The following is a 21,357-nucleotide window of genomic DNA, read 5'->3' as shown; positions in this document are numbered from 1 at the left end:
ACGCGAGGACGGCGCCGGCCCTGTCACCGGCGCCTGTACCACCCTTCGCGGTCACCGCGAGCACCGCCCGCATCCCCACCGACCTCGCCGAGGTCCTGCGCACGCTCCCGCGCACCCTGGCCCGCGCAGTCCGCCGGCGCTGACCGCCACACCCGTACCCCCACGGCGTACAGCGGCAGCCCGAGCGCGAGCCCCGCGCCCGCACCGAAGCACACCGCCGGCACCAGCTCCCACGGCCGCGCCGCCGACCCCCAGGTCGCCCACCACGCGGCCGCCCGCTCCACGGCCCCCACCCCGGCGCACCCGCCGATCACGGCCGCGGCCCACCACCGGTCCCGCACCGACAGCACGGGAACCGCCTGCGCGGACCCCGGCACCACCCGCCGCAGCGCCCGCGCCACCCACAGCACGATCACCAGCGCGGCCACCACCGAGCCGCCGTACTGCAGGTACCAGTACAGCGGGAACCCCCCGGCCTCGCGCCCCAGCACGGGAAGCAGCCGCGTCCCCCACCGGTCGTGATGGGTGAACGCGTCCCACACGACGTGCGTCAGCGCGCCGAGCGCCGCGGAGACGTACCACCACCCCACCGACGACGGCCGCACCCGCGCCCGCGGCAGCCCGCACCGCAGCAGGGCCGCCGGCCGCGGCTGCCGGGGCCGCGGCAGCAGCGCCACCAGCGGCTCGCGCAGCAGCAGCCACAGCCCGGCCAGCGCCCAGGAGACGAGGACGTCGACGGTGAGGACGCCCGCGAACGAGTGCGTGACGTCTCCGAACTCCATCGCCCCGGACACGACACTCGCCGCGTAGTAGGTCATGTCGGGCGAGAAGGAACCCGCCACCAGCATGGCCGGAACCAGCCGTCCGCGGCCGGTCCCGTCGGTGCGCACGGCCGGCAGCACGGCCGCCGCATGGCTCAGGGTGAAGGGCAACGCGGCTCCTCACTAAGGGGGTTGGTCCGAGGTGATCGATTACGTCCAGTATGGGTGAGGACCCACGGGGCAACGGGACATGGCCAAGTGGTGAAAACCGGGCGCGACCGGGTCCCCACGCAAGGGAAGTTGTCATAGGGTCGCTTGGGCCGCCGAGCCGGGCAGCGCGTCGAACGGAACACCGAAGGGCGCGACGGGGCAACCGGCAGGGCGGGTCGATCGTCACAACAGGGCGAGAACGTCAGACGGAAGAAGGACGCGGACGCGTCCAGGGGAGGGGTTCGCTTTATGGCGGCGCAGTTCGGCAGGCGGCTGTACAAAGGCGCGGCTACCACGGCCGTGGCGGCGCTCGCGGTCGCGGCGCTCTCCGCGTCCCAGGCCCCGGGTGTCACCACCGACGGCCACGGCAGAACGACCGCCGCCGACGCCCAGCCCACGCCGGACGCGACGGCCTCGGACGGCGGCAGCGCCACCGGCAACTCGCCGTACTACACGGACCTGCCGCCGCTGAACAGCCCGAACCCGAGCCCCAGCCCCTCGCCGACCATCGGCACGCCGGTCACCGGCGGCACGGAGGCGGGCATCCCGGCGACCGTCCTGGACGCCTACAAGAAGGCCGCGGCCGCGCTCGCCGACGCCAAGCCCGGCTGCAACCTGCCCTGGCAACTGCTCGCCGCCATCGGCAAGGTCGAGTCGGGGCAGGCGCGCGGCGGCGAGGTCACCGCGGACGGCACCACGATCACCCCGATCCTCGGCCCCGCCCTCGACGGCAACGGCTTCGCGCTCATCCGGGACACCGACGGCGGCAAGTACGACGGCAACAGCGAGTACGACCAGGCCGTCGGCCCCATGCAGTTCATCCCGTCCACCTGGACCTGGGCGGGCCGCGACGGCAACGGCGACGGGGTCAAGGACCCCAACAACGTCTACGACGCCGCCCTCGCCGCCGCGCACTACCTGTGCCGCTACGACTGGGACCTGTCCGACCAGACGGACCTCAACAGCGCGATCCTCAGCTACAACAACTCGCAGGACTACCTGACCACCGTCCTGTCGTGGTTCGAGTACTACCGCAAGGGCACGCACGAGATCCCGGACGGCACGGGCACCGTCCCCACCCACCGCAGCGACGGCACCAGCGGCGGCGGCAAGGACAAGGGCAACTCCACCACCAGGAAGCCGTCGTCCTCGACGCCCTCGACGACGCCGGGCACGTCCTCCCCGTCGGGCACCCCGGGCACGTCGTCCCCGTCCCCGACGCCCACGCCGACCGACACGGTCGACCACCTCCAGGACGCGGGCACCGCCAAGCTGACCGCGATGGCCGGGGACGCGTTCACGAAGAAGATCAGCACCAAGGCGGAGACCAAGGCGGGCAAGACGGTCGCCAAGGTGCGCGTCCGCTTCACGATCATCGGCGACGCGACCGACGCCACCTTCACCGGCGGCGAGAAGGTCGCCACGGTCATGACCAACAGCTCCGGCGTGGCCGTCGCGCCCACCCTCCAGGCGGGCGAGAAGACCGGCGACTTCACCGTCCGCGCCACCGTCGTGGGCCGTGCCGTCAAGGCCCTCGACTACACGGCGACCGTCACCGAGCGCGTCGCCGACGCCCTCGCCCGTACCAGCGACACCGCCCTGACCTGCACCGCGGGCGGCACCTTCGCCGACCCGGTCGAGGTCAAGGCCACCTACCAGGGCGCCGTCGCCGACAAGGTCGCGGTCACCGCCACTCTCGTCAAGTCCGCCGACGACGCCACCGTCAACGACAAGGGCCCCTACTTCAAGGACGCGAACGGCACGGCCGTACGCACCCTGACCGGCCTGGCGACCGACGCGAACGGCCTGCTGAAGCTGCCCGCGCTGTACGCCGACGACAACGCCGGCACGTACGTCCTGCGGCTGACCACCGCGGGCGGCGCGACGCTGGACGTCACCCTGACGGTGACCGCGGCGGCGGACTCGACGCCGTCGGCCTCCCCGAGCCCGTCGGCCAGCCCCAGCCCGAGCGCCTAGTCCTCGGATGTGAGCACGGCGCCCCCCGCCCGCGGCGGGGGGCGCCGTCGTTGTATGTGCGACCTGTTCTCATCTCCGCCGCCCGTTGCTACGGTGCCGGACCTGACGGTGTATCAGTTCGCGTCCGCCGGGAGGCTCGCATGCGTGCCCTGATCGCCGCCGCGACCGGTCTCGCCGTCGCGTTCGCCCTGGTCCTCACGATCACCGCCATGGGCACGCCGGACGGGAAGACCTCCCCGAAACCGCTGCTGACGACGGTGCCCGCACACCCGTAACCGCCCGCGAGGGAGGCCGAGATGCGCCGCAAGGCCAGTCTGATCCTGCTCGCCTTCGCCGTGTTCTTCGCGGCGCTGTCCCCGCTGCTGCGCTGGTACGCCTTCCCGCGCCTGGCCAAGATCCCCGCCAACCAGTACCAGGACATGGTCCTGGAGGCGAAGAACGCCACCCTCCTCGACTACGGCACGATGAAGGCCAGGACGGTCCCCAAGGTCACCATCGTGCAGACCCTCAAGGGCGACGTGCGGGCCGCGCGGAGGATCGAGAAGACGGCGGGCCGGGACGTCGTCGTCTGGGACGGCCTCTCCTACGTCCAGGGCCCCGACGGCAAGATGGTCTCCGAGATCCCCGAGCGCTACATCTTCGACGCCCACAGCCAGGACCCCGTCCACGCGACCGGCGAGATGGTCGACGGCGACCCGGTGAAGCGGACCGGCATCGAGTTCAAGTGGCCCTTCCTGACGCAGAAACGGGACTACGAGTACTTCGACGCGCAGACCCGCACCACCAACCCCATCCACTACAAGGGCACGCGGACCTTCCGCGGCGTCGAGGTCTACTACTTCGAGCAGACCATCCCCTGGACCAAGGTCCCCTTCCCCAAGAAGATGCCCGTCGCCGGCATCACCCCCGAGTCCGTCGCCAAGACCGGCACCACCCGCTGGTACACCACGGTCCGCCGGTTCTGGGTCGAGCCCGTCACCGGCGCCCCCGTCTACGGCGAGGAACTCCACAAGGAGGAACTGCGCGGCGGCACCCTCCTCGGCGGCCGGGACAAGGTGACCGCGTTCGCCGGCGACGTCAGGATGCGCGAGGACTACATCCGGCACACCGTCGCCCTGGTCAAGCACAACCGCACCCTCGTCCTGCTGATGACGTCGTACCTGCCCTGGGGCTTCCTGATCCTCGGCACCCTGCTGCTCGCCCTGTCCCTGTGGCTGGAGGCGCGCGGCCGCCACCCGGCCGATCCGCAACCGGCCGAGACCTCGGCGCCGGAGCCGGTCACCGCCTGAGGCGCGCGTTGGTGTGCCGCGTCGGCACGGCGCCGGCCGGGTCCTCGGGCCAGGGGTGCTTCGGGTACCGGCCGCGCAGCTCGGCGCGCACCGCCTTGTAGCCGTCCTTCCAGAAGGAGGCGAGGTCGGCGGTGACGGCGGCGGGCCGGCCGGCGGGGGAGAGCAGGTGCACCAGCAAGGGCACACCGGCGACCGCCGGCGACTCCTGCAGCCCGAACATCTCCTGCAACTTCACGGCCAGCACCGGCTGCGCGGGGTCCGCGTAGTCGATCCGGATTCTGGACCCACTCGGTACGGTGATCCGCTCCGGCGCCAGCTCGTCCAGCCGCCCGGCCTGACCGGAGGCCCACGGCAGCAGACGTGCCAGCGCCTGGCCGGCGTCGATCCGCGCGAGGTCGGCCCGCCGTCGGGCCCGGCCCAGTTCCGGCTCCAGCCACTCGTCCACGCGCGCGTGGAGCGCGTCGTCGCACACGTCCGGCCAGGGCTCCCCGAGGTGCAGCCGCAGGAACGCGAGCCGCTGCCGCAGCACCCGCGCCTCGGGCGCCCACCGCAGCAGACCGAACCCTTCCTGCCGCAGCCCTTCCAGAAGCGCTTCGCGTACGAGGGCGGGGTCGGCGTCCTCCAGGGGACGCGAGGCCAGCTCGATCGCCCCGAGCCGCTCCACCCGCCGGGCGACCACATCGCCGTCCGCCCAGTGGACCTCCTCCGCCCGCGCGTACAGGGACGCGGCGGCGCGCCGGGCCACGTCCTCGTCGATCACGGCCGCGAGCCGCACGCGCGCGTGCCCCTTGCCGACGGGGCGGTCCGCCACGGCCACGGCGATCCAGGGAGACCCGCCCAGGGGACTGCCCGCACCGAGCTCCGCGCGTGTGCCGGACGCCATGAGCCAGGAGTCGCCGTCGGCCCTGGCGACCCGCTCGGGAAAGGCCAGCGCGGCGACCTCCCCCACGAGCGCGTCATCGCCACCGGTCACCCGGTCACCGGGACGGGACGGGCGGCCGGGTTCCGTGGTGAGGGCGCGCAGCCTGCGCACCTCCGCCCGCCACCGCCCCGCGTAGGCGTCACTCCCGTGCCGGGCGGCCCGCAGCGCCGCCGCGAGGTCGTCCCCGTACTCCCGCGGCGGCTCCTCGCTCAGCAGGGCCACCGCCTCGGCCGCCCGCTCGGCACCCGCGTCCAGCAGCGCCCGCCCCAGCCGCGGATGCAGGCCGAGCCGGGACAGGCGGATACCCCGCTGCGTGGCGTGGCCCGTGGAGTCGACCGCTCCGATCGCCGTCAGCACGCCCCGCGCCGCCGCCATCGCGCCACCCGGCGGCGGATCCAGCAGCGCCAGCCCGGACGCCTCCGGATCGCCCCAGCAGGCCGCCTGGAGCGCGAACGCCGTCAGGTCCGCCACCTTGATCTCCGGCGCAGGGAAACGCGGCAGACGCGCGTCCTCGGCCTCCGCCCAGCACCGGTACACCGTCCCCGGCGCCTCACGCCCCGCCCGCCCCGCGCGCTGCCGCCCCGCCGCCTGCGACGCCCGTACCGTCACCAGCGCGCTCAGCCCGCGCGCGTGGTCGACGCGCGGCTCCCGCGCCAGCCCGGAGTCGACGACCACCCGCACGCCCGGCACCGTCAGCGAGGACTCGGCCACCGAGGTCGCCAGCACGACCCGGCGCCGCGCGCCCGGCGCCAGCACCGCGTCCTGCACGGCCGCCGGCGCCCGCCCGTGCACCTGGAGGACGTCCACGCCGTCCAGGTCCCCGAGCAGCCCGGCCACCCGCGCGATCTCGCCCACGCCGGGCAGGAAGCACAGCACGTCCCCGTCCCGCTCGGCCAGCGCCCGCCGCACCACCGACGCCACGTGCGCCGGCAGCGCCGGATCGACCCGCATCCCGTGCGGTGGCCTCACCGGCCGTACCGGAGGCGCCCACACCACCTCCACCGGATGCGCCACGCCCTCGGCCGCCACCACCGGCGCCCCGCCGAGCAGCGCCGCCCAGCCCTCCGCGTCCGTGGTCGCCGAGGCGGCCACCAGCCGCAGCTCCGGCCGCAGCGTCTCGCGCACGTCCCACAGGAAGGCCGCCGCCGTGTCGGCGTCCAGATGCCGCTCGTGGCACTCGTCGAGCACCACCACGTCCACCCCGGCCAGCTCCTGGTCGCGCTGGAGCCGTTGCAGCAGCACACCGGTGGTCACGACCTCCACGCGCGCGTGCCGGCCCACCACCCGCTCGCCGCGCACGGTGTACCCGACGCTCCCGCCCGGCTTCTCGCCCAGCAGCCACGCCATCCGCCGGGCGGCGGCCCGGGCGGCGATCCGCCGCGGCTCGGCCACCACGACCCGGCGCGCGGGCCCGTCGCCGACCAGGCCGGCCAGGGCGAGCGGGACGAGCGTCGTCTTGCCGGTGCCGGGCGGTGCCACCAGGACCGCGGTGCCGGGCCCCGCCAGGGCCTCGGTCAGCGCGGGCAGGGCACCGCGGACGGGAAGGGCGTCGAGGGCGTCGTAGCGGATCACCCGCTCAGTCTCGTACGCACACGAAGATCGCCGTCCCCGGGATCAGGTTCCCGCGCAACGGCGACCAGCCGCCCCACTCGGAGGTGTTCCAGACCGGCCACTCCGGCTCCACCAGGTCCACCAGCCGGAAGCCGCCGGCCACCACGTCCCGCACCCGGTCGCCGATCGTCCGGTGGTGCTCCACGTAGACCGCGCGGCCCTTCTCGTCCTGCTCGACATAAGGAGTGCGGTCGAAGTACGAGGCCGAGACGCTCAGCCCCTCCGGGCCCGGCTCGTCCGGGAACGCCCAGCGGATCGGATGCGTCACCGAGAACACGAGACGGCCGCCCGGGCGCAGCACCCGGTGGACCTCCCGCAGCACCCGCACCGGATCCGCCACGAACGGCAGCGCCCCGTACGCCGAGCACGCCAGATCGAAGGAGGCGTCCGCGAACGGCAGCGCGCCCGCGTCCGCGCACACCAGCGGGAACGACCCGCCGATCCGCAGCGCGTGCTGCAACTGGCGGTGGGAGATGTCCAGGGCGACCGGGCGGGCGCCCTGCGCGGCCAGCCAGCGCGAGCACTGGGCCGCGCCCGCGCCGATCTCCAGGACCTCGCGGCCCTTGAGCTCCTCCGGCGGCCCGAGCAGCTCCGCCTCCACCTCGTCCAGGCCCTCGGGGCCCCACACGAAACGGTCGTCGCCGAGGAACGTACCGTGCTCGACCTGGTACTCGTCCGCGTTCCGGTCCCACCAGCCGCGGTTGGCGCGGGCGCTCTCCGTGACGCCGGCAGCGCGCCGCGTGGCCTCCGGCTCGAACTCGGGCTCGGACGATACGGGCTCTTGGATGATCGGCTCCCTCGTCGTACTCTTCCCTCCAACCGGGCGCCCCGAGGGGTGTCACGGAAGGGGTGTCCCGGGCCTGCGTGGCCTCCGGAGACAGTTCTTGTGCCGGGTATGCGGCGATCCGCCCCGGGTGTGCGCCTTCGCGCATTGACCCTGTCCGGCTGCCCCCGTATGCTACAAGTTGCGCTGCGGGCCTGCGCACCTCAGACGTAGCAGGCTGCGCTCGCATCTGTTGTATGTCCCCTCGGTTGTCGAGGCGCCACCAGTGGTTTTGTGTGGCGCTTCCTTGGCTGTCCGGCTTCTGCAGAGCGAAACGGGCTCCCGGCGTAAGCAGTACCTACGACTTCAATGTCCGTACCGGAGCCCTTTCCCACATGACGAGCAGCACCGAGACCACCGCCACCACCCCGCAGGTAGCGGTCAACGACATCGGTAACGAGGAAGCCTTCCTCGCAGCGATCGACGAGACGATCAAGTACTTCAACGACGGCGACATCGTCGACGGCGTCATCGTGAAGGTCGACCGGGACGAGGTCCTGCTCGACATCGGTTACAAGACCGAAGGTGTCATCCCGAGCCGCGAGCTCTCGATCAAGCACGACGTCGACCCGAACGAGGTCGTTGCCGTCGGCGACGAGATCGAGGCCCTGGTCCTCCAGAAGGAGGACAAGGAAGGCCGCCTGATCCTCTCGAAGAAGCGCGCCCAGTACGAGCGTGCCTGGGGCACCATCGAGAAGATCAAGGAAGAGGACGGCATCGTCACCGGTACCGTCATCGAGGTCGTCAAGGGTGGTCTCATCCTCGACATCGGCCTCCGCGGCTTCCTCCCGGCCTCCCTGGTCGAGATGCGCCGTGTCCGCGACCTCCAGCCCTACGTGGGCAAGGAGCTCGAGGCGAAGATCATCGAGCTGGACAAGAACCGCAACAACGTGGTCCTGTCCCGCCGTGCCTGGCTGGAGCAGACCCAGTCCGAGGTCCGCCAGACGTTCCTCACGACCCTCCAGAAGGGTCAGGTCCGCTCCGGTGTGGTCTCCTCGATCGTCAACTTCGGTGCCTTCGTGGACTTGGGTGGCGTCGACGGTCTGGTCCACGTCTCCGAGCTGTCCTGGAAGCACATCGACCACCCCTCCGAGGTCGTCGAGGTCGGCCAGGAGGTCACGGTCGAGGTCCTCGACGTCGACATGGACCGCGAGCGCGTCTCCCTGTCGCTGAAGGCGACCCAGGAAGACCCGTGGCAGCAGTTCGCCCGCACGCACCAGATCGGTCAGGTCGTGCCCGGCAAGGTCACGAAGCTGGTTCCGTTCGGTGCGTTCGTCCGCGTGGACGAGGGCATCGAGGGCCTGGTCCACATCTCCGAGCTGGCCGAGCGCCACGTGGAGATCCCGGAGCAGGTCGTCCAGGTCAACGACGAGATCTTCGTCAAGGTCATCGACATCGACCTCGAGCGCCGTCGCATCAGCCTCTCGCTGAAGCAGGCCAACGAGTCCTTCGGTGCCGACCCGGCCTCGGTCGAGTTCGACCCGACCCTGTACGGCATGGCCGCGTCCTACGACGACCAGGGCAACTACATCTACCCCGAGGGCTTCGACCCCGAGACCAACGACTGGCTCGAGGGCTACGAGAAGCAGCGCGAGGAGTGGGAGCGCCAGTACGCCGAGGCGCAGCAGCGCTTCGAGCAGCACCAGCAGCAGGTCATCAAGAGCCGCGAGGCCGACGCTGCCGCCGCTGCCGAGGGCGGCGACGCCGCCGGTGCGGCCCCGGCCGCGGGTGGCGGTTCGTACTCCTCCGAGGGTGCGGACACCTCCGGTGCCCTGGCCTCGGACGAGGCGCTGGCCGCGCTGCGCGAGAAGCTCGCGGGTGGCCAGAGCTGAGCCGACGCTCACCGAGCAGCAGCTCCTGACCGAGGGGCCGCACCTTCCGAGGTGCGGCCCCTCGGCCGTGTGTGCAGAAACGTGCGAGATACACGAGTAACCCGTGGGCCGTAACCGGTCGTTGGGAGGCTCTCCCGGTCGGTCTTGATCGGGAAGGGGAGCCGAAAGATGGCACGGACTCAGCACGTCTCCGGTACCAGCCGCCGCTCGTTCCTCCGCAGCGTCGGGCTCAGCAGCGGCGCCGGGGCCATGTTCGCCACCATGGGGGCCCTCGGGTTCGCCCCCACCGCGCAAGCCGCCCAGCGGGAGCAGCCCTTTCGGGCACCGCGCGCCGGGGACTTCACGCTCACCGGGCGGGCCGCCGCGAAGGTCGTCGTCCTCGGCGGCGGCATCGCCGGTCTGACCACCGCGTACGAACTGGGCAAGGCGGGCTACGACTGTACGGTCCTGGAGGCCAGGGGCCGCACCGGCGGCCGGAACTTCACCGTGCGCGGCGGTGACACGACCACCGACCTGTACGGCAACACGCAGACCGCCCGCTTCGCCGACGGCCACTACATGAACTGCGGCCCGGCCCGTATCCCGCAGTGGATGGTCACCCTCGACTACTGCCGTGAACTCGGCGTCCCCATCGAGGTGTTCACGAACGTCAACGCCGACGCCTACCTCTACAACGAGTCCGCCGGGATGACCGGGCCGGTGCGCTACCGGACGGCGAAGGCCGATGTGTACGGCTACGTCTCGGAGTTGCTGGCCAAGGCCGCGAACAAGGGCGCCCTGGACCAGGAGCTGACGGCCGAGGACCAGGAGCGGCTCGTCGACTTCCTGGCGGACTGGGGGGAGCTGGGCGACAAGCTGACGTACGAGGGCGGTGAGCGGCGCGGATACACGACCGTTCCGGCCGCCGCCGGCACCCCGGGGGTGCTGCTGGGGGACGTGCCCACCGCCTCGGAGGTCTTCGCCAGCGGGGTCGGACGCTACTTCTCCTTCGAGTTCGGCTTCGACCAGGCCATGCTGATGTTCCAGCCGGTGGGCGGCATGGACCGGATACCCCGGGCGCTGACGAGAGCGATCGGCGCCGGGCGCATCCGTACCGGCGCCGTCGTCACGAAGGTCACCGACACCGGCGGCGGGGTGCGGGTGACGTACACCCAGGACGGCCGTACGAAGGCCGTCGAGGCCGACTACTGCGTCGCCGCGATGCCGCCGAACATCCTCGCCAAGGTCCCGCACAACCTCGGCTCAGGCGTGCAGTCCGCGCTGGAGGCGGTCACACCGTCGTCGGCCGCCAAGATCGGGCTGGAGTACCGGTCCCGGTGGTGGGAGCTCGACCACCACATCTACGGCGGCATCACGGAGACCGACCAGGACGTCACCCACATCTGGCATCCGTCGTACGGCTTCCACGGCGAACGCGGGGTCCTCATCGGCTACTACAACTACGGCGACGACGCCGACTCCTACGCCAGGCTCACCCCCAAGGCGCGCGAGCGGCGGGCCGTGGCCGCCGGGGTGAAGATCTACGGGGACAAGTACCGCACCGAGCTGGCGTCGTCCTTCTCCCACCACTGGCGGCAGACGCCCCACCTGGAGGCCGCCTGGCACGACACGCCGGGCGGGCCCGACGACGTCCGCTACAAGCCGCTGAACGAGCCGACCGGACGCGTCTACTTCGCCGGCGACTGGCTCAGCTACACCGACGCCTGGCAGCACGGCGCGTTCACCTCGGCGCGCAAGGCGGTGAGCGCCCTGCACGCGCGCGTGCTGTCGGCGTGAACCGCGGCCGGCCATGAAAAGGCCGTAAGAGATGCCTGATCAGGGGCACGGGTGGGAATGCCCGTGCCCTGAGGGGCGTTGTGCAGTACGAACACGAGGAGGAGCGGTCACAGTGCTTGATCCGCAGGGTTTGTACGCATGGGAGCCGAAGGGCCTGGCGGTCGTCGACATGGCGCTCGCGCAGGAGTCGGCCGGCCTTGTCATGCTCTACCACTTCGACGGATACATCGACGCGGGCGAGACCGGCGACCAGATCGTCGACCGGCTGCTCGACTCGCTGCCCCACCAGGTCGTCGCCCGCTTCGACCACGACCGGCTCGTGGACTACCGCGCCCGCCGTCCGCTGCTGACGTTCAAGCGGGACCGGTGGACCGACTACGAGGAGCCCACCATCGACGTGCGGCTCGTCCAGGACGCCACCGGGGCACCCTTCCTGCTGCTGTCCGGGCCCGAACCGGACGTGGAGTGGGAGCGCTTCGCGGCGGCCGTCCAGCAGATCGTGGAGCGGCTCGGCGTACGCCTGTCGGTCAACTTCCACGGCATCCCCATGGGCGTCCCGCACACCCGCCCCGTCGGGCTCACCCCGCACGGCAACCGCACCGACTTGGTCCCCGGCCACCGCAGCCCCTTCGACGAGGCGCAGGTGCCCGGCAGCGCCGAGTCGCTGGTCGAGTACCGCCTGATGGAGGCCGGCCACGACGTCCTCGGCGTCGCCGCGCACGTGCCGCACTACATCGCCCGCTCCCCCTACCCGGACGCGGCCCTGACCGCGCTGGAGGCCATCACGGCCGCCACCGGCCTGGTGCTGCCGGGCATCGCGCACGCCCTGCGCACGGACGCCCACCGCACGCAGACCGAGATCGACCGCCAGATCCAGGAGGGCGACGAGGAGCTCACCGCGCTGGTGTCGGGCCTGGAGAACCAGTACGACGCCGTCTCGGGCGCCGAGAGCCGGGGCAACATGCTGGCCGAGCCGGTGGACATCCCCTCCGCGGACGAGATCGGGCGCGAGTTCGAGAGGTTCCTGGCCGAGCGGGAGGGCGACAACTGACGCGGGCCTGCCCAGGCCCTAAGCTGCGGCTCATGTTGAAGGTAGGCCTCACCGGGGGCATCGGTGCCGGTAAGAGCGAAGTGTCGCGGCTGCTCGTCGAGTGCGGGGCCGTGCTGATCGACGCGGACCGGATCGCGCGGGAGGTCGTGGCGCCGGGGACGCCCGGGCTGGCCGCGGTCGTGGAGGCCTTCGGCGCCGACGTGCTCGCCGCCGACGGCAGCCTCGACCGGCCCAGGCTGGGCTCCGTCGTCTTCGCCGACCCGGACAGGCTCGCCGTCCTCAACTCGATCGTGCACCCCTTGGTCGGCGCCCGCTCCCGTGAGCTGGAGCAGGCCGCGGCGGCGGACTCCGTCGTCGTCCACGACGTGCCGCTCCTCGCCGAGAACGGCCTGGCGCCGCTGTACGACGTGGTCGTCGTCGTCGACGCGAGCACCGAAACCCAGCTCGACCGGCTCGTGCGGCTGCGCGGGATGACGGAGCAGGACGCCCGCGCCCGGATGGCCGCCCAGGCGACGAGGGAGAAGCGCCTGGAGATCGCCGACATCGTCATCGACAACGACGTACCGCTGGAGCGGCTGGAGAGCCGCGTGAAAGAGGTGTGGGCGGAGCTGGTGCGCCGGGCCCACGAGCCCCGGGAGCACCACCGGGAACAGCGACCGGAATAGCGACCCCCTTCCCGGGCGTTGAACCGGTCCAGTGAGGGAAGGACTCTGCCGTGCCCGAGACCAGCGGTTCGACCGGACGTACTCCGGAGACGCATGTCATCGACTTCCGTGCCGCCGAGCAACTGCTCAACGCGCGGGACCCGCGGGGCGCGGTGAAGCTGCTCGACTCGGTGATCGCCGCGCACCCGGAGAACACCGCCGCCCGGCTGCTGCGCGCGCGTGCCTTCTTCGCCGCCGCGCAACTGCGGCCCGCGGAGCTGGAGTTCACGATCGTCCTGGAGCGCGAGCCGGACAACTCGTTCGCCCACTTCGCGCTGGCCCGCACCTACGAACGGCAGGGCCGGCACGACCAGGCCAGACGCCACTTCCGGCTGGCGGCCGCGCTGGACCCCAACCCGCGCTACCTCAAGGCGGCGCGCTTCGACGACTCGGCCTGAGCCGGCGGCCGGCTAGCGGCTCTCCGGCGGGCGGTACGGCGGGACGTCCGGGCCCGGCTGGTAGTGCGGGCCCTGGCGCATGTGCCGCAGGATCACGGCCAGGTCGACCGTGATCACCAGCCACAGCACGCCACACGCGGCCGCCCAGCCGGGCCGCTCGGCCACCGCGAACGCGGCCGTACCGAAGACCGCCCAGAGCAGCCCCCAGACGCTCAGCCAGAACCGCATCCGCAGGGCACTGCGCGCGGTGGAGGGTTCACTGCCCGTACGCATCACCGATCACTACTCCCTGCTTGCAACGTACTCTCCGGCGGGGACCTTCTCCAAAGGGTGCCCCGGTCTGCGATGAGTTCCGGCGTCCGCCCCGGTCTACCCCTGTGACAGCACCACGGACCGCTCATCACAGGAGACCCTCATGTCCGAGACCACCGTCCCCGTCGTTTCCGCCGCCTCCCCCTCCGCCCGTGTCCGCCGCGCGCGTGTCGCTCTGCGGGTCGTGCAGGTGCTGCTCGCGCTCTTCTACGCCGGGGCGAGCGCGCTGCCCAAGCTGGTCGCCAACTCCACCGCCGTCGAGTCGTTCGACAAGATCGGATGGGGCAGCACGGGCATGTACACCATCGGCGCCCTCGAACTGGCCGGTGCCGTCGCCCTGTTGATCCCGGTGCTGCAGTCCGTGGCGGCGATCGCGTTGAGCGCGCTGATGGTCGGGGCGTTCGTCGTGCAGATGACCGTCTTCGACGGGCAGTACGCGGCCACGCCGCTCATCCTGATCGTGCCGCTCGCGCTGATCGCCTGGGCGAGGAGGGGCGCCAACGCGGAGCTGCTGCGCCTGGTGCGACGGCGGCCCTGATCTCCGTGGAACGTCAGGTGGCGTCCGGTCCGTGGCCGGACGCCACCTCGGTGTGTCAGTGGCCCGGGCGGCCTGAGCCGCCCATCAGCCCCCGCAGCCGCTCCAGTTCGCGGCGGTCGCGCTTGGTCGGGCGGCCGGCGCCGCGGTCGCGGATGCCGATGGGGGCGACGGCCTCGCGCGGCGGCGGGGGCGGCGAGTTGTCGACGTAGCACTGGACGGCCACGGGGGCGCCGACCCGCTTGCGGATCAGGCGCTTGACGATCACGACGCGCTCCCGGCCCTCGTGCCGGACGCGCACCTCGTCGCCGATCCGCAGGGAGTGGGAGGGCTTCACGCTCTGGCCGTTCACCCGCACGTGCCCGCCCTTGCAGGCGGCGGCGCCGAGCGAGCGGGTCTTGATCAGGCGTACGGCCCAGATCCAGCTGTCGACGCGCACGCTCTCGCCGTTCGCCGGTCCGGCCGCCTCCGCGGCGGCGATCGCGGCGGCGACCTTCGGGTCGGCCGTCTCGGCGGCCTTCGGGTCCCCCTCGGGGGCGGGCGGCCGCTCGCTCTTCTCCTCGTCGGTTTCGGAAGCCATGTCCTCGACCTTAGTCGCCCGGGGGCGGTGCTCCCGGCGGTTTTCCGTCCCGGTCCGCGTCCCGGGCTACGGCTGCTCGGTCCGCCCGCGCAGGAAGACGGCGCTGGTGAGCACCCCGAGCAGGACCAGCGCGGCGTTCAGCGCGACCGCCGTGCGCAGTCCGGCCAGGATGCCCGCCGCGCCCGTGCCGGTCATGGCGGCGGTGGCCACGGCGCTCATCACCGGCGTGCCCATGGTGATGCCGATCTGCTGGGTCATGGTGGCCAGGCCGGTGGCCAGGCCCTGCTCGTGGTCGGCGAGACGGGAGGTGGCGGTGACCATGAAGCCGACGATCACCAGCATGTTGCCGACGCCGCCGGCGAAGGTGGCCGCCGGCAGCAGCCAGAGCGAGGAGCGGTCCGTGCCGAGGCCGAGCAGGGCGGCCGTGGCCGCCGCCTGCAGGAGTCCGCCGGCGATCAGGGTGGCCCGGCTGCCGTACCGGCCGATGACCTTCGGGGCCACGGAGCCGCCGAGGACCGTGCCGACGCCCAGGACGGCGAAGCTGAGACCCGCCGCCAGCGGGGAGAAGCCGAGGACCTCCTGGAGGTAGAGGGTCAGCAGGAAGACCAGGGACGTCTCCGTGAGGAACGCGAGCAGACCGGCGGCGTTGCCCCAGGCGACCGTACGCCTGCCGAGCACGTCCAGGGGGACCAGCGGCGCGGCGACCCGGCGTTCGACGGCGAGGAAGAGGGCCAGGAGCACCGCGCCCGCCGCCAGGGGGAGCAGCGCGGCGGGTGCTCCCCAGCCGTGCTCGCCGGCCTGTGTGAGGCCGAGCACCACGGCCAGCAGACCGAGCGTGACCGTGACGGCGCCGGGCAGGTCCAGGCCGGGGCGTCCGGCGGGGCGGGACTCCTTGACGACCGCCGGGGCGACGAGCAGGACGGCGAGGGCGACGGGGACGTTGACGAAGAACGCCCAGCGCCAGGACAGCAGGTCGGTCAGCAGACCGCCGAGGATCGCGCCCGTGGTGAACCCGGCCGACATCAGCGCGCCGTTGAGGCCGAGGGCCTTCTCCCGCAGCGGGCCCTCCGGGAAGGACGTGGTCAGCAGGGAGAGGCCGGCCGGGGTCACGGCCGCCGTGGCCAGGCCCTGGAAGACCCGTGCCGTGATCAGCACTTCCGGGCTGCGTGCGAGGCCGCCCAGCAGCGAGGCCGCGGCGAGGACGGCGAGGCCGCCGAGGAACAGCCGGCGGCGCCCGAAGAGGTCGGCGACCCGGCCGAACAGCAGGGTGAAACCGGCGGCGCACAGCGCGAACGCCGTGGCGACCCACTGCAACCGCGCCAGCGGGAAGCCGAGGCCGGCCCCGATGACGGGGAGCGCCACGTTCAGGATGGAGAAGTCGACGGCCAGCATGAACTGGGCGGCGAGCAGCACGACGAGGGTGAGGCGGAGGCGGGGGGTGAGGGCGGCCGGAGCGCCGGCCGCCCGGGTGTCGGTGACGGTCATGACGTGGTGTTCCTTCCTGTCGCAGGAAGGCTCACGCACGCCACCCCGACCCAGCCAGAACCCACTCGTGGGTGGTCATGACGTGACCACCCTCGCGGATCCCGTTCGCCCGGGCCGGCGGGCATGATGACAGGGGCGCCCGGAGACGCCCGCCGACCGCGACGGGGCGGCACCGACACGCACGCCCCGGCCGAGAACCCGAGGAGGCACCGACCGTGCACGCCCCGTCCGAGCTGGGGGACTTCCTCAAGTCCCGCCGGGCCGCGCTGCGTCCGCAGGACGTCGGGCTGCCGCCACAGCCCGGCCACCGCCGCGTCCCGGGCCTGCGCCGCGAGGAACTGGCCACGCTCGCCGGCGTCAGCATCACCCACTACACCCGCCTCGAACAGGGCCGCGCCCACAGCGTCTCGGACTCCGTGCTCGACGCCCTCGCGCGCACCCTGCGCCTCACCGAGGACGAGACCACCCACCTCAAGAGCCTCGCCCGTCCCGCCCCCAGACCCCGCCCCACCCCCGCCCCGCAGGTCAGCGCCTCGGCCCGGCAGCTCCTCGCGGCCATGACCGACGTACCCGCCCTGGTCCTGGACCGGCGCGGCGACGTCCTCGCCTGGAACCGCCTCGGACACGCCCTGCTCGCCGGACACCTGGACCCCGGCGCACCGGACACCCCGGCCACCCGCCCCAACCTGATCCGCATGCTGTTCCTGGACGAGCGCTACCGGAGCCTGTACGCCGACCGGAAGGAGGAGGCCCTGCTCGCCGTCGCCTCCCTGCGGCTGGTCGCCGGACGGCACCCCGACGACCGCCGGGTCGCCGAACTGGTCGGTCAACTCTCCGTGCAGTCCGCCGAGTTCGCCGCCCTCTGGGCCCGGCACCCGGTGCGCACCTGCACCTCGGGCGTCAAACGGCTGCGCCACCCGCTCGTCGGTGCCATGGACCTCGGCTTCGAGAACCTCTGCCTGCCCGGCAGCTCCGGCCAGCGGATGATCGCGTACACCGCCGAACCCGGCACCCCCTGCGAGGCGGCGCTGCGCCTGCTCGGCAGCGGAGTCGACGTACCGTTGACGCATGGACAGCCTGGCCGAGCTTGACACCCGTGTCGCGGGCTGCACCGCGTGCCCGCGGCTGGTGGCGTGGCGGGAGGAGGTCGGCCGGGTCAAGCGCGCCGCCTTCCAGGACTGGACGTACTGGGCGCGCCCGGTGCCCGGCTTCGGCCCGCCCGACGCCCCGCTGCTGATCATCGGCCTCGCGCCCGCCGCCCACGGCGGCAACCGCACCGGCCGCATGTTCACCGGCGACCGCTCCGGAGACGTGCTCTACCAGGCGCTGTACGACATCGGGCTGGCCTCCCAGCCCACCTCGGTGTCCGCCGGCGACGGCCTCGCGCTGCACGGCGTCCGCGTCACCGCGCCCGTGCACTGCGCGCCGCCCGAGAACAAGCCGACGCCCACCGAGCGGGACACCTGCCGGCCCTGGCTCGTCCAGGAACTCCGGCTGCTGCGGCCGGCGTTGCGCGCGGTCGTCGTGCTCGGTGCCTTCGGCTGGCAGGCCGCGCTGCCCGCGTTCGCCGCGGCGGGCTGGACGGTGCCCCGGCCCCGGCCCGTCTTCGGCCACGGCACCCGCGTCCCGCTGGACGGCATCGACCTCTTCGGCTGCTTCCACGTCAGCCAGCGCAACACCTTCACCGGCAAACTCACCCCCGCGATGCTGCGCGACGTGCTGCGCACGGCGGCGGAGGCGGCGGGCCTGCCGGTGACATGAGGAAGCGGCGCAGGCCACGGCAGGGTTACGGCACCGGCCCGGGAGGGATACGGTGCCCGGATGCCCCTCTACCCGGAGATCGAACCGTACGACCACGGCCTGCTCGGCGTCGGCGACGGCAACCGCGTGTACTGGGAGACCTGCGGCAACCCGGACGGCAAGGCCGCCGTGGTGCTGCACGGCGGCCCCGGGTCCGGCTGCACCCCGTGGGCGCGCCGCCTGTTCGACCCCGCCGCCTACCGGATCGTGCTGCTCGACCAGCGCGGCGCCGGGCGGTCCACACCGCACGCGAGCGCGTACGACACCGACATGAGCGTCAACACCACCGCCCACCTCATCGCCGATCTGGAGCTGCTGCGCGCCCACTTGGGCATCGGGCGGTGGCTGGTGTGGGGCGTGTCCTTCGGATCGGTGCTGGGACTGCGGTACGCGCAGACGCACCCGGCGGCGGTGAGCGAGCTGGTGCTGACCGGGGTGGCGACCGGCTCGAACCGTGAAGTGGCCCTGCTGACCAGGGGACTTGGCAAGATCTTCCCCGACGCCTTCGCGCGCTTCCGCGCCGAACTCCCGGCAGCGGAACGGGAAGGCAACCTCGCCGCCGCCTGCAATCGGCTCCTCGAGTCGCCCGACCCCGAGGTGCGCGAGCGGGCGGCGCGGACCTGGACCGACTGGGAGACGGCCACGATCCCCGCCCCGCCGCGCTCCGTCGAGCGGTTCGAGGACCCGGCGTTCCGTATGGGCTTCGCCCGCACCGTCACCCACTACTGGGCCAACGACCACTTCCTGGGCGAGGACAACGACGAGGGCGTGGTGCTCCGGGACGCCCCCGCTCTGCGAGGCATCCCGGGCACCCTGGTCCAGGGCAGCCTCGACTTCGGCAACCTGCTCGGCATCGTCTGGCGGCTCCACCGGGCCTGGCCCGGCAGCGAGTTGACGGTCGTGGACGAGGTCGGGCACGACGCGGGGGCGCCGGGCGTGGTGGACGCGCTGGTCGCGGCGACCGACGGGTACGCCCGGCGCTGAGACTCACACCAGCCGGGCCGCCGCCACCGGCCGCGCGGTGACGTCGTAGGTCCCCGTCGTCTTGGACGAGTTGACGCTCCACCGGTACCGCGTGAACTCGCCGGTGGCGTCGGAGGCGTAGAACATCATGTGGCCGATGCCGACGCCCTCGAAGTTCTCGCCGTCGACGTTGGAGACCATGCGGGTGTCGGGGTACTTGGGGTAGTTGGTGAGCGCGTACACGCCGTGCGGGTCGGAGGTGCAGTCGACGATCTCCACCGCGTACTGGGTCTCGCCGGTGAAGTCCGCCGTGCCGCTGAAGACGCCCTTGACCTCGCGGACGACCACGATGTGCCCGGTGTTGTCGGGGTCGGAGCCGTTGTAGTCGACGGCGACGATGTCGCCGGGCTGGAGGTCGGCGACCTTGGTGACACGGCGGAAGCGGGGACCGGCGGTGGCGTTGCGGAACGCCGTGCAGTAGTCGGCGGCCTCCGGCACCCGGTCCTGGAAGTACTGCGTGAAGTAGTCGTCGCTCGCCCAGCCGTAGGTGTGCTTCAGGACGGCGGTGACGAAGGAGGAGCAGCGGGCGCGCGCCATCCAGCTCGCCGGGTCGCCCGGAGTGCCCCAGGTGACGGTCGCCGCCGAGCCGACCAGATAGACGTTGTTCTGCCGGGCGGTACGGCCGCTGAGCAGGGCGATCTCGTCGGCGCCCAGGGCGCGGTCGTAGGCGCGTACGTCGTCGATCGCGCCCTTGAAGCGGTTGACGGGGGCGCCGTCGAAGCGGGCCCGGCCGATGTTGAAGCCCTGGGTCGCCGCCCAGGACAGCGTCGTCGCCGCGCTGCCCTCCTGCTGCCCGTCGACGTACAGCAGGATCTGCGTGCCGTCCCACACTCCGGTCAGGTGGGTCCACACCCCGAGCGCCGCCCTGGTCGTCGCGACCGCGGAGACCTTGCTGCTCTGGTCCTCGGCACGGACCTTGAACGCCCAGGTGCCGGCCGTGTTGTCGTACTGGAGCAGGAAGCGGCTGGCGGTGGTGCCGTCCTGGCTGACCGCGGTGTACATGCTGGCGAGGTCGGCGTCGGCCGCCAGGCGCACCCAGGCGGAGACCGTGAAGGGCGCCGTCGTGTCCAGCACCGAGCCCGTCGCCGCGTACGCCCCGGACGTCCCGTCCAGGCTGAGCTCCCCGCCCGCCCGCAGGGCCGTCCAGGTCGCGCCGGAACCGGGCGTGACGGCGTGCTCCCGGCCCGAGCGGTCGGCGCCGGTGCCGTCCAGCGGCCAGTGGCCCACCAGGCCGGTCGGCACGTACCCGGCGGCCAGCAGCCGCTGGTAGCGCACCATCCGCTCGGCCTCCGCGAGGTGCGGTGTGCCGACGGGCGTGAACGGCGTGTCGAGCGGTTCGTCGGCCGCGGCGACCCCCGCCCCGCCGCCCACCAGACCCACGCCGAGAAGCGCGGCCCCGCCCAACAGCCCACGTCTGCTGACCATCTATGTGTTCCCCCCCGGCGGTGGGCGTTTCCTAGGCCCCCGCCTCCGGCTCGATGTCACCGAACAGGTGTCTGACGGTGGAACGATAGTTGGTCCGCACATGGGCCAGGGCGTGGGCCCGGGCGCGCTCCGGGTCGCCGGAGGCGATCGCCTCGTACAACTCGCGGTGCTCCACGAGGAGTTGGGGCCACTCCTCGTTGCGCCGGGTCATCCAGCGCAGCCGGCCCGCGACCGGTTCCAGGGCGGCGACGATCAGGCTGTTGCCGGCCATCGCCACGATCCGGTCGTGCAGCCGGCTGTTGACGTCCGTGATCGCCTCGGCGTCCCCCGCCTCGGTCGCGGCGGCGGCCCGGTCGAGGAGTTCCTCCGCCTCGGCCAGGTCCCGCGGTGTCGCGTGCGCGGCGGCGAGCCCGGCCGCGTAGACCTCCAGGGCCTCGCGCAGTTCGAACAGTTCCCGGACGTCGTTCGGGGTCAGCCGGCGTACGACCGTACGGCGTGGCGTCTCGAAGTGGACGAAGCCCTCGGCGACCAGCGCCCGGATCGCCTCGCGCACCGGCACCCGGGAGACTCCGAAGCGGTCGGCCAGCTCACGCTCGACCAGCCGGTCACCCGGGCGCAGGCGGCCGGCGATGATCTCCTGCCGCAGGCTGGACAGGACGCGCTCGCGGACGGCGCCCAGCGGTTCGATCTTCGTCGCGGAGCTCATGGGGCCATCTTCCTCATGGGGCCATCTTCTCCGACGGGCGCCGCTTGCCGGGTCCCCGGGTGTCCCCGCCGGGTTCCGGGGTGCTTGCAGGCGGGTTCCGGGGTGTCTTCAGCCGCATTCCCGGGGTGTCTTCAGCC

General features: G+C 72.8%; 20 protein-coding genes. 12 read left to right on the top strand and 8 right to left on the bottom strand.

Annotation, left to right across the window (positions count from 1 at the left end):
• Positions 1–23: 23 nt before the first annotated feature.
• Positions 24–932 carry a DUF4184 family protein gene (locus ACYF6T_RS08125; RefSeq protein WP_461694684.1) on the bottom strand — a complete coding sequence of 303 codons (909 nt, stop codon included), beginning with the start codon at positions 930–932 and terminating at the stop codon, positions 24–26.
• Between the two features lie 288 nt (positions 933–1,220).
• Here ACYF6T_RS08125 and ACYF6T_RS08120 point away from each other — a divergent pair, with 288 nt between their 5' ends.
• The 3 genes from ACYF6T_RS08120 (at position 1,221) to ACYF6T_RS08110 (ending at position 4,237) form a co-directional block, all read left to right on the top strand.
• Positions 1,221–2,948 carry a lytic transglycosylase domain-containing protein gene (locus ACYF6T_RS08120; protein ID WP_461694682.1) on the top strand — a complete coding sequence of 576 codons (1,728 nt, stop codon included), beginning with the start codon at positions 1,221–1,223 and terminating at the stop codon, positions 2,946–2,948.
• A gap of 140 nt (positions 2,949–3,088) precedes the next feature.
• Entirely contained in the window at positions 3,089–3,223 is a 135-nt protein-coding gene (locus ACYF6T_RS08115; RefSeq protein WP_461694681.1) for an SPW_0924 family protein, read from the top strand.
• Positions 3,224–3,244: 21 nt separating this feature from the next.
• The gene (locus ACYF6T_RS08110) at positions 3,245–4,237 is read left to right on the top strand and encodes a PorA family protein (protein ID WP_461694680.1); all 993 of its coding nucleotides are present in this window, start codon (positions 3,245–3,247) and stop codon (positions 4,235–4,237) included.
• Here the strand turns inward: ACYF6T_RS08110 and hrpB are convergent.
• A complete protein-coding gene (hrpB, locus tag ACYF6T_RS08105; protein ID WP_461694678.1) occupies positions 4,227–6,731 on the bottom strand; it encodes an ATP-dependent helicase HrpB in 2,505 nt (834 codons plus the stop codon). The genes ACYF6T_RS08110 and hrpB overlap by 11 nt on opposite strands.
• A 4-nt stretch (positions 6,732–6,735) precedes the next feature.
• Positions 6,736–7,560: a class I SAM-dependent methyltransferase gene (locus ACYF6T_RS08100; RefSeq protein ID WP_461694776.1), complete on the bottom strand. Its 825-nt coding sequence runs from the start codon at positions 7,558–7,560 to the stop codon at positions 6,736–6,738.
• Positions 7,561–7,928: 368 nt separating this feature from the next.
• On the opposite strand from ACYF6T_RS08100, the gene rpsA reads away from it, so the two are divergent.
• The 5 genes from rpsA (at position 7,929) to ACYF6T_RS08075 (ending at position 13,354) form a co-directional block, all read left to right on the top strand.
• Entirely contained in the window at positions 7,929–9,425 is a 1,497-nt protein-coding gene (rpsA, locus tag ACYF6T_RS08095) for a 30S ribosomal protein S1 (protein ID WP_093504378.1), read from the top strand.
• 249 nt (positions 9,426–9,674) lie between these two features.
• On the top strand, positions 9,675–11,201 hold the full coding sequence (locus tag ACYF6T_RS08090) for a flavin monoamine oxidase family protein (protein ID WP_461694774.1): 1,527 nt from the start codon (positions 9,675–9,677) through the stop codon (positions 11,199–11,201).
• Positions 11,202–11,313: 112 nt separating this feature from the next.
• Positions 11,314–12,252: a PAC2 family protein gene (locus tag ACYF6T_RS08085; RefSeq protein ID WP_461694675.1), complete on the top strand. Its 939-nt coding sequence runs from the start codon at positions 11,314–11,316 to the stop codon at positions 12,250–12,252.
• A gap of 32 nt (positions 12,253–12,284) precedes the next feature.
• Positions 12,285–12,917 carry a dephospho-CoA kinase gene (gene coaE / locus ACYF6T_RS08080; protein WP_461694674.1) on the top strand — a complete coding sequence of 211 codons (633 nt, stop codon included), beginning with the start codon at positions 12,285–12,287 and terminating at the stop codon, positions 12,915–12,917.
• A gap of 50 nt (positions 12,918–12,967) precedes the next feature.
• Positions 12,968–13,354 (top strand): tetratricopeptide repeat protein, encoded by a 387-nt coding sequence (locus ACYF6T_RS08075; protein WP_461694673.1) that lies wholly within the window; start codon positions 12,968–12,970, stop codon positions 13,352–13,354.
• Positions 13,355–13,366: 12 nt separating this feature from the next.
• Here the strand turns inward: ACYF6T_RS08075 and ACYF6T_RS08070 are convergent, their stop codons facing one another.
• Positions 13,367–13,627, bottom strand: a complete 261-nt coding sequence (locus ACYF6T_RS08070; protein WP_461694672.1) for a DUF6343 family protein — start codon at positions 13,625–13,627, stop codon at positions 13,367–13,369.
• 142 nt (positions 13,628–13,769) lie between these two features.
• On the opposite strand from ACYF6T_RS08070, the gene ACYF6T_RS08065 reads away from it, so the two are divergent.
• Entirely contained in the window at positions 13,770–14,204 is a 435-nt protein-coding gene (locus ACYF6T_RS08065; RefSeq protein ID WP_461694670.1) for a DoxX family protein, read from the top strand.
• A 55-nt stretch (positions 14,205–14,259) separates the two neighbouring features.
• Here ACYF6T_RS08065 and ACYF6T_RS08060 read toward each other — a convergent pair whose 3' ends face one another.
• Entirely contained in the window at positions 14,260–14,781 is a 522-nt protein-coding gene (locus ACYF6T_RS08060) for an RNA-binding S4 domain-containing protein (RefSeq protein ID WP_461694669.1), read from the bottom strand.
• A 66-nt stretch (positions 14,782–14,847) separates the two neighbouring features.
• Positions 14,848–16,266, bottom strand: a complete 1,419-nt coding sequence (locus ACYF6T_RS08055; RefSeq protein WP_461694668.1) for an MFS transporter — start codon at positions 16,264–16,266, stop codon at positions 14,848–14,850.
• Positions 16,267–16,481: 215 nt separating this feature from the next.
• On the opposite strand from ACYF6T_RS08055, the gene ACYF6T_RS08050 reads away from it, so the two are divergent.
• The 3 genes from ACYF6T_RS08050 to pip are packed head-to-tail and all read left to right on the top strand — an operon-like array spanning position 16,482 to position 19,050.
• Complete coding sequence (locus ACYF6T_RS08050) at positions 16,482–17,357, top strand: helix-turn-helix transcriptional regulator (RefSeq protein WP_461694666.1); 876 nt, start codon at positions 16,482–16,484, stop codon at positions 17,355–17,357.
• A complete protein-coding gene (locus tag ACYF6T_RS08045; protein ID WP_461694665.1) occupies positions 17,335–18,027 on the top strand; it encodes a uracil-DNA glycosylase in 693 nt (230 codons plus the stop codon). The genes ACYF6T_RS08050 and ACYF6T_RS08045 overlap by 23 nt, the downstream gene beginning before the upstream one ends.
• A 60-nt stretch (positions 18,028–18,087) precedes the next feature.
• Positions 18,088–19,050 carry a prolyl aminopeptidase gene (pip, locus tag ACYF6T_RS08040; protein ID WP_461694663.1) on the top strand — a complete coding sequence of 321 codons (963 nt, stop codon included), beginning with the start codon at positions 18,088–18,090 and terminating at the stop codon, positions 19,048–19,050.
• 3 nt (positions 19,051–19,053) lie between these two features.
• On the opposite strand, the gene ACYF6T_RS08035 is transcribed toward pip, so the two are convergent.
• Positions 19,054–20,514, bottom strand: a complete 1,461-nt coding sequence (locus ACYF6T_RS08035) for a LamG domain-containing protein (protein WP_461694661.1) — start codon at positions 20,512–20,514, stop codon at positions 19,054–19,056.
• A gap of 31 nt (positions 20,515–20,545) precedes the next feature.
• Positions 20,546–21,220 carry a GntR family transcriptional regulator gene (locus ACYF6T_RS08030; protein WP_461694660.1) on the bottom strand — a complete coding sequence of 225 codons (675 nt, stop codon included), beginning with the start codon at positions 21,218–21,220 and terminating at the stop codon, positions 20,546–20,548.
• Positions 21,221–21,357 lie beyond the last annotated feature (137 nt).

The organism is Streptomyces sp. 7R007, assembly GCF_054850255.1.
The sequence above is the reverse complement of the archived record's forward strand: the minus strand, read 5'-3'. Positions and strand labels throughout refer to the sequence as shown.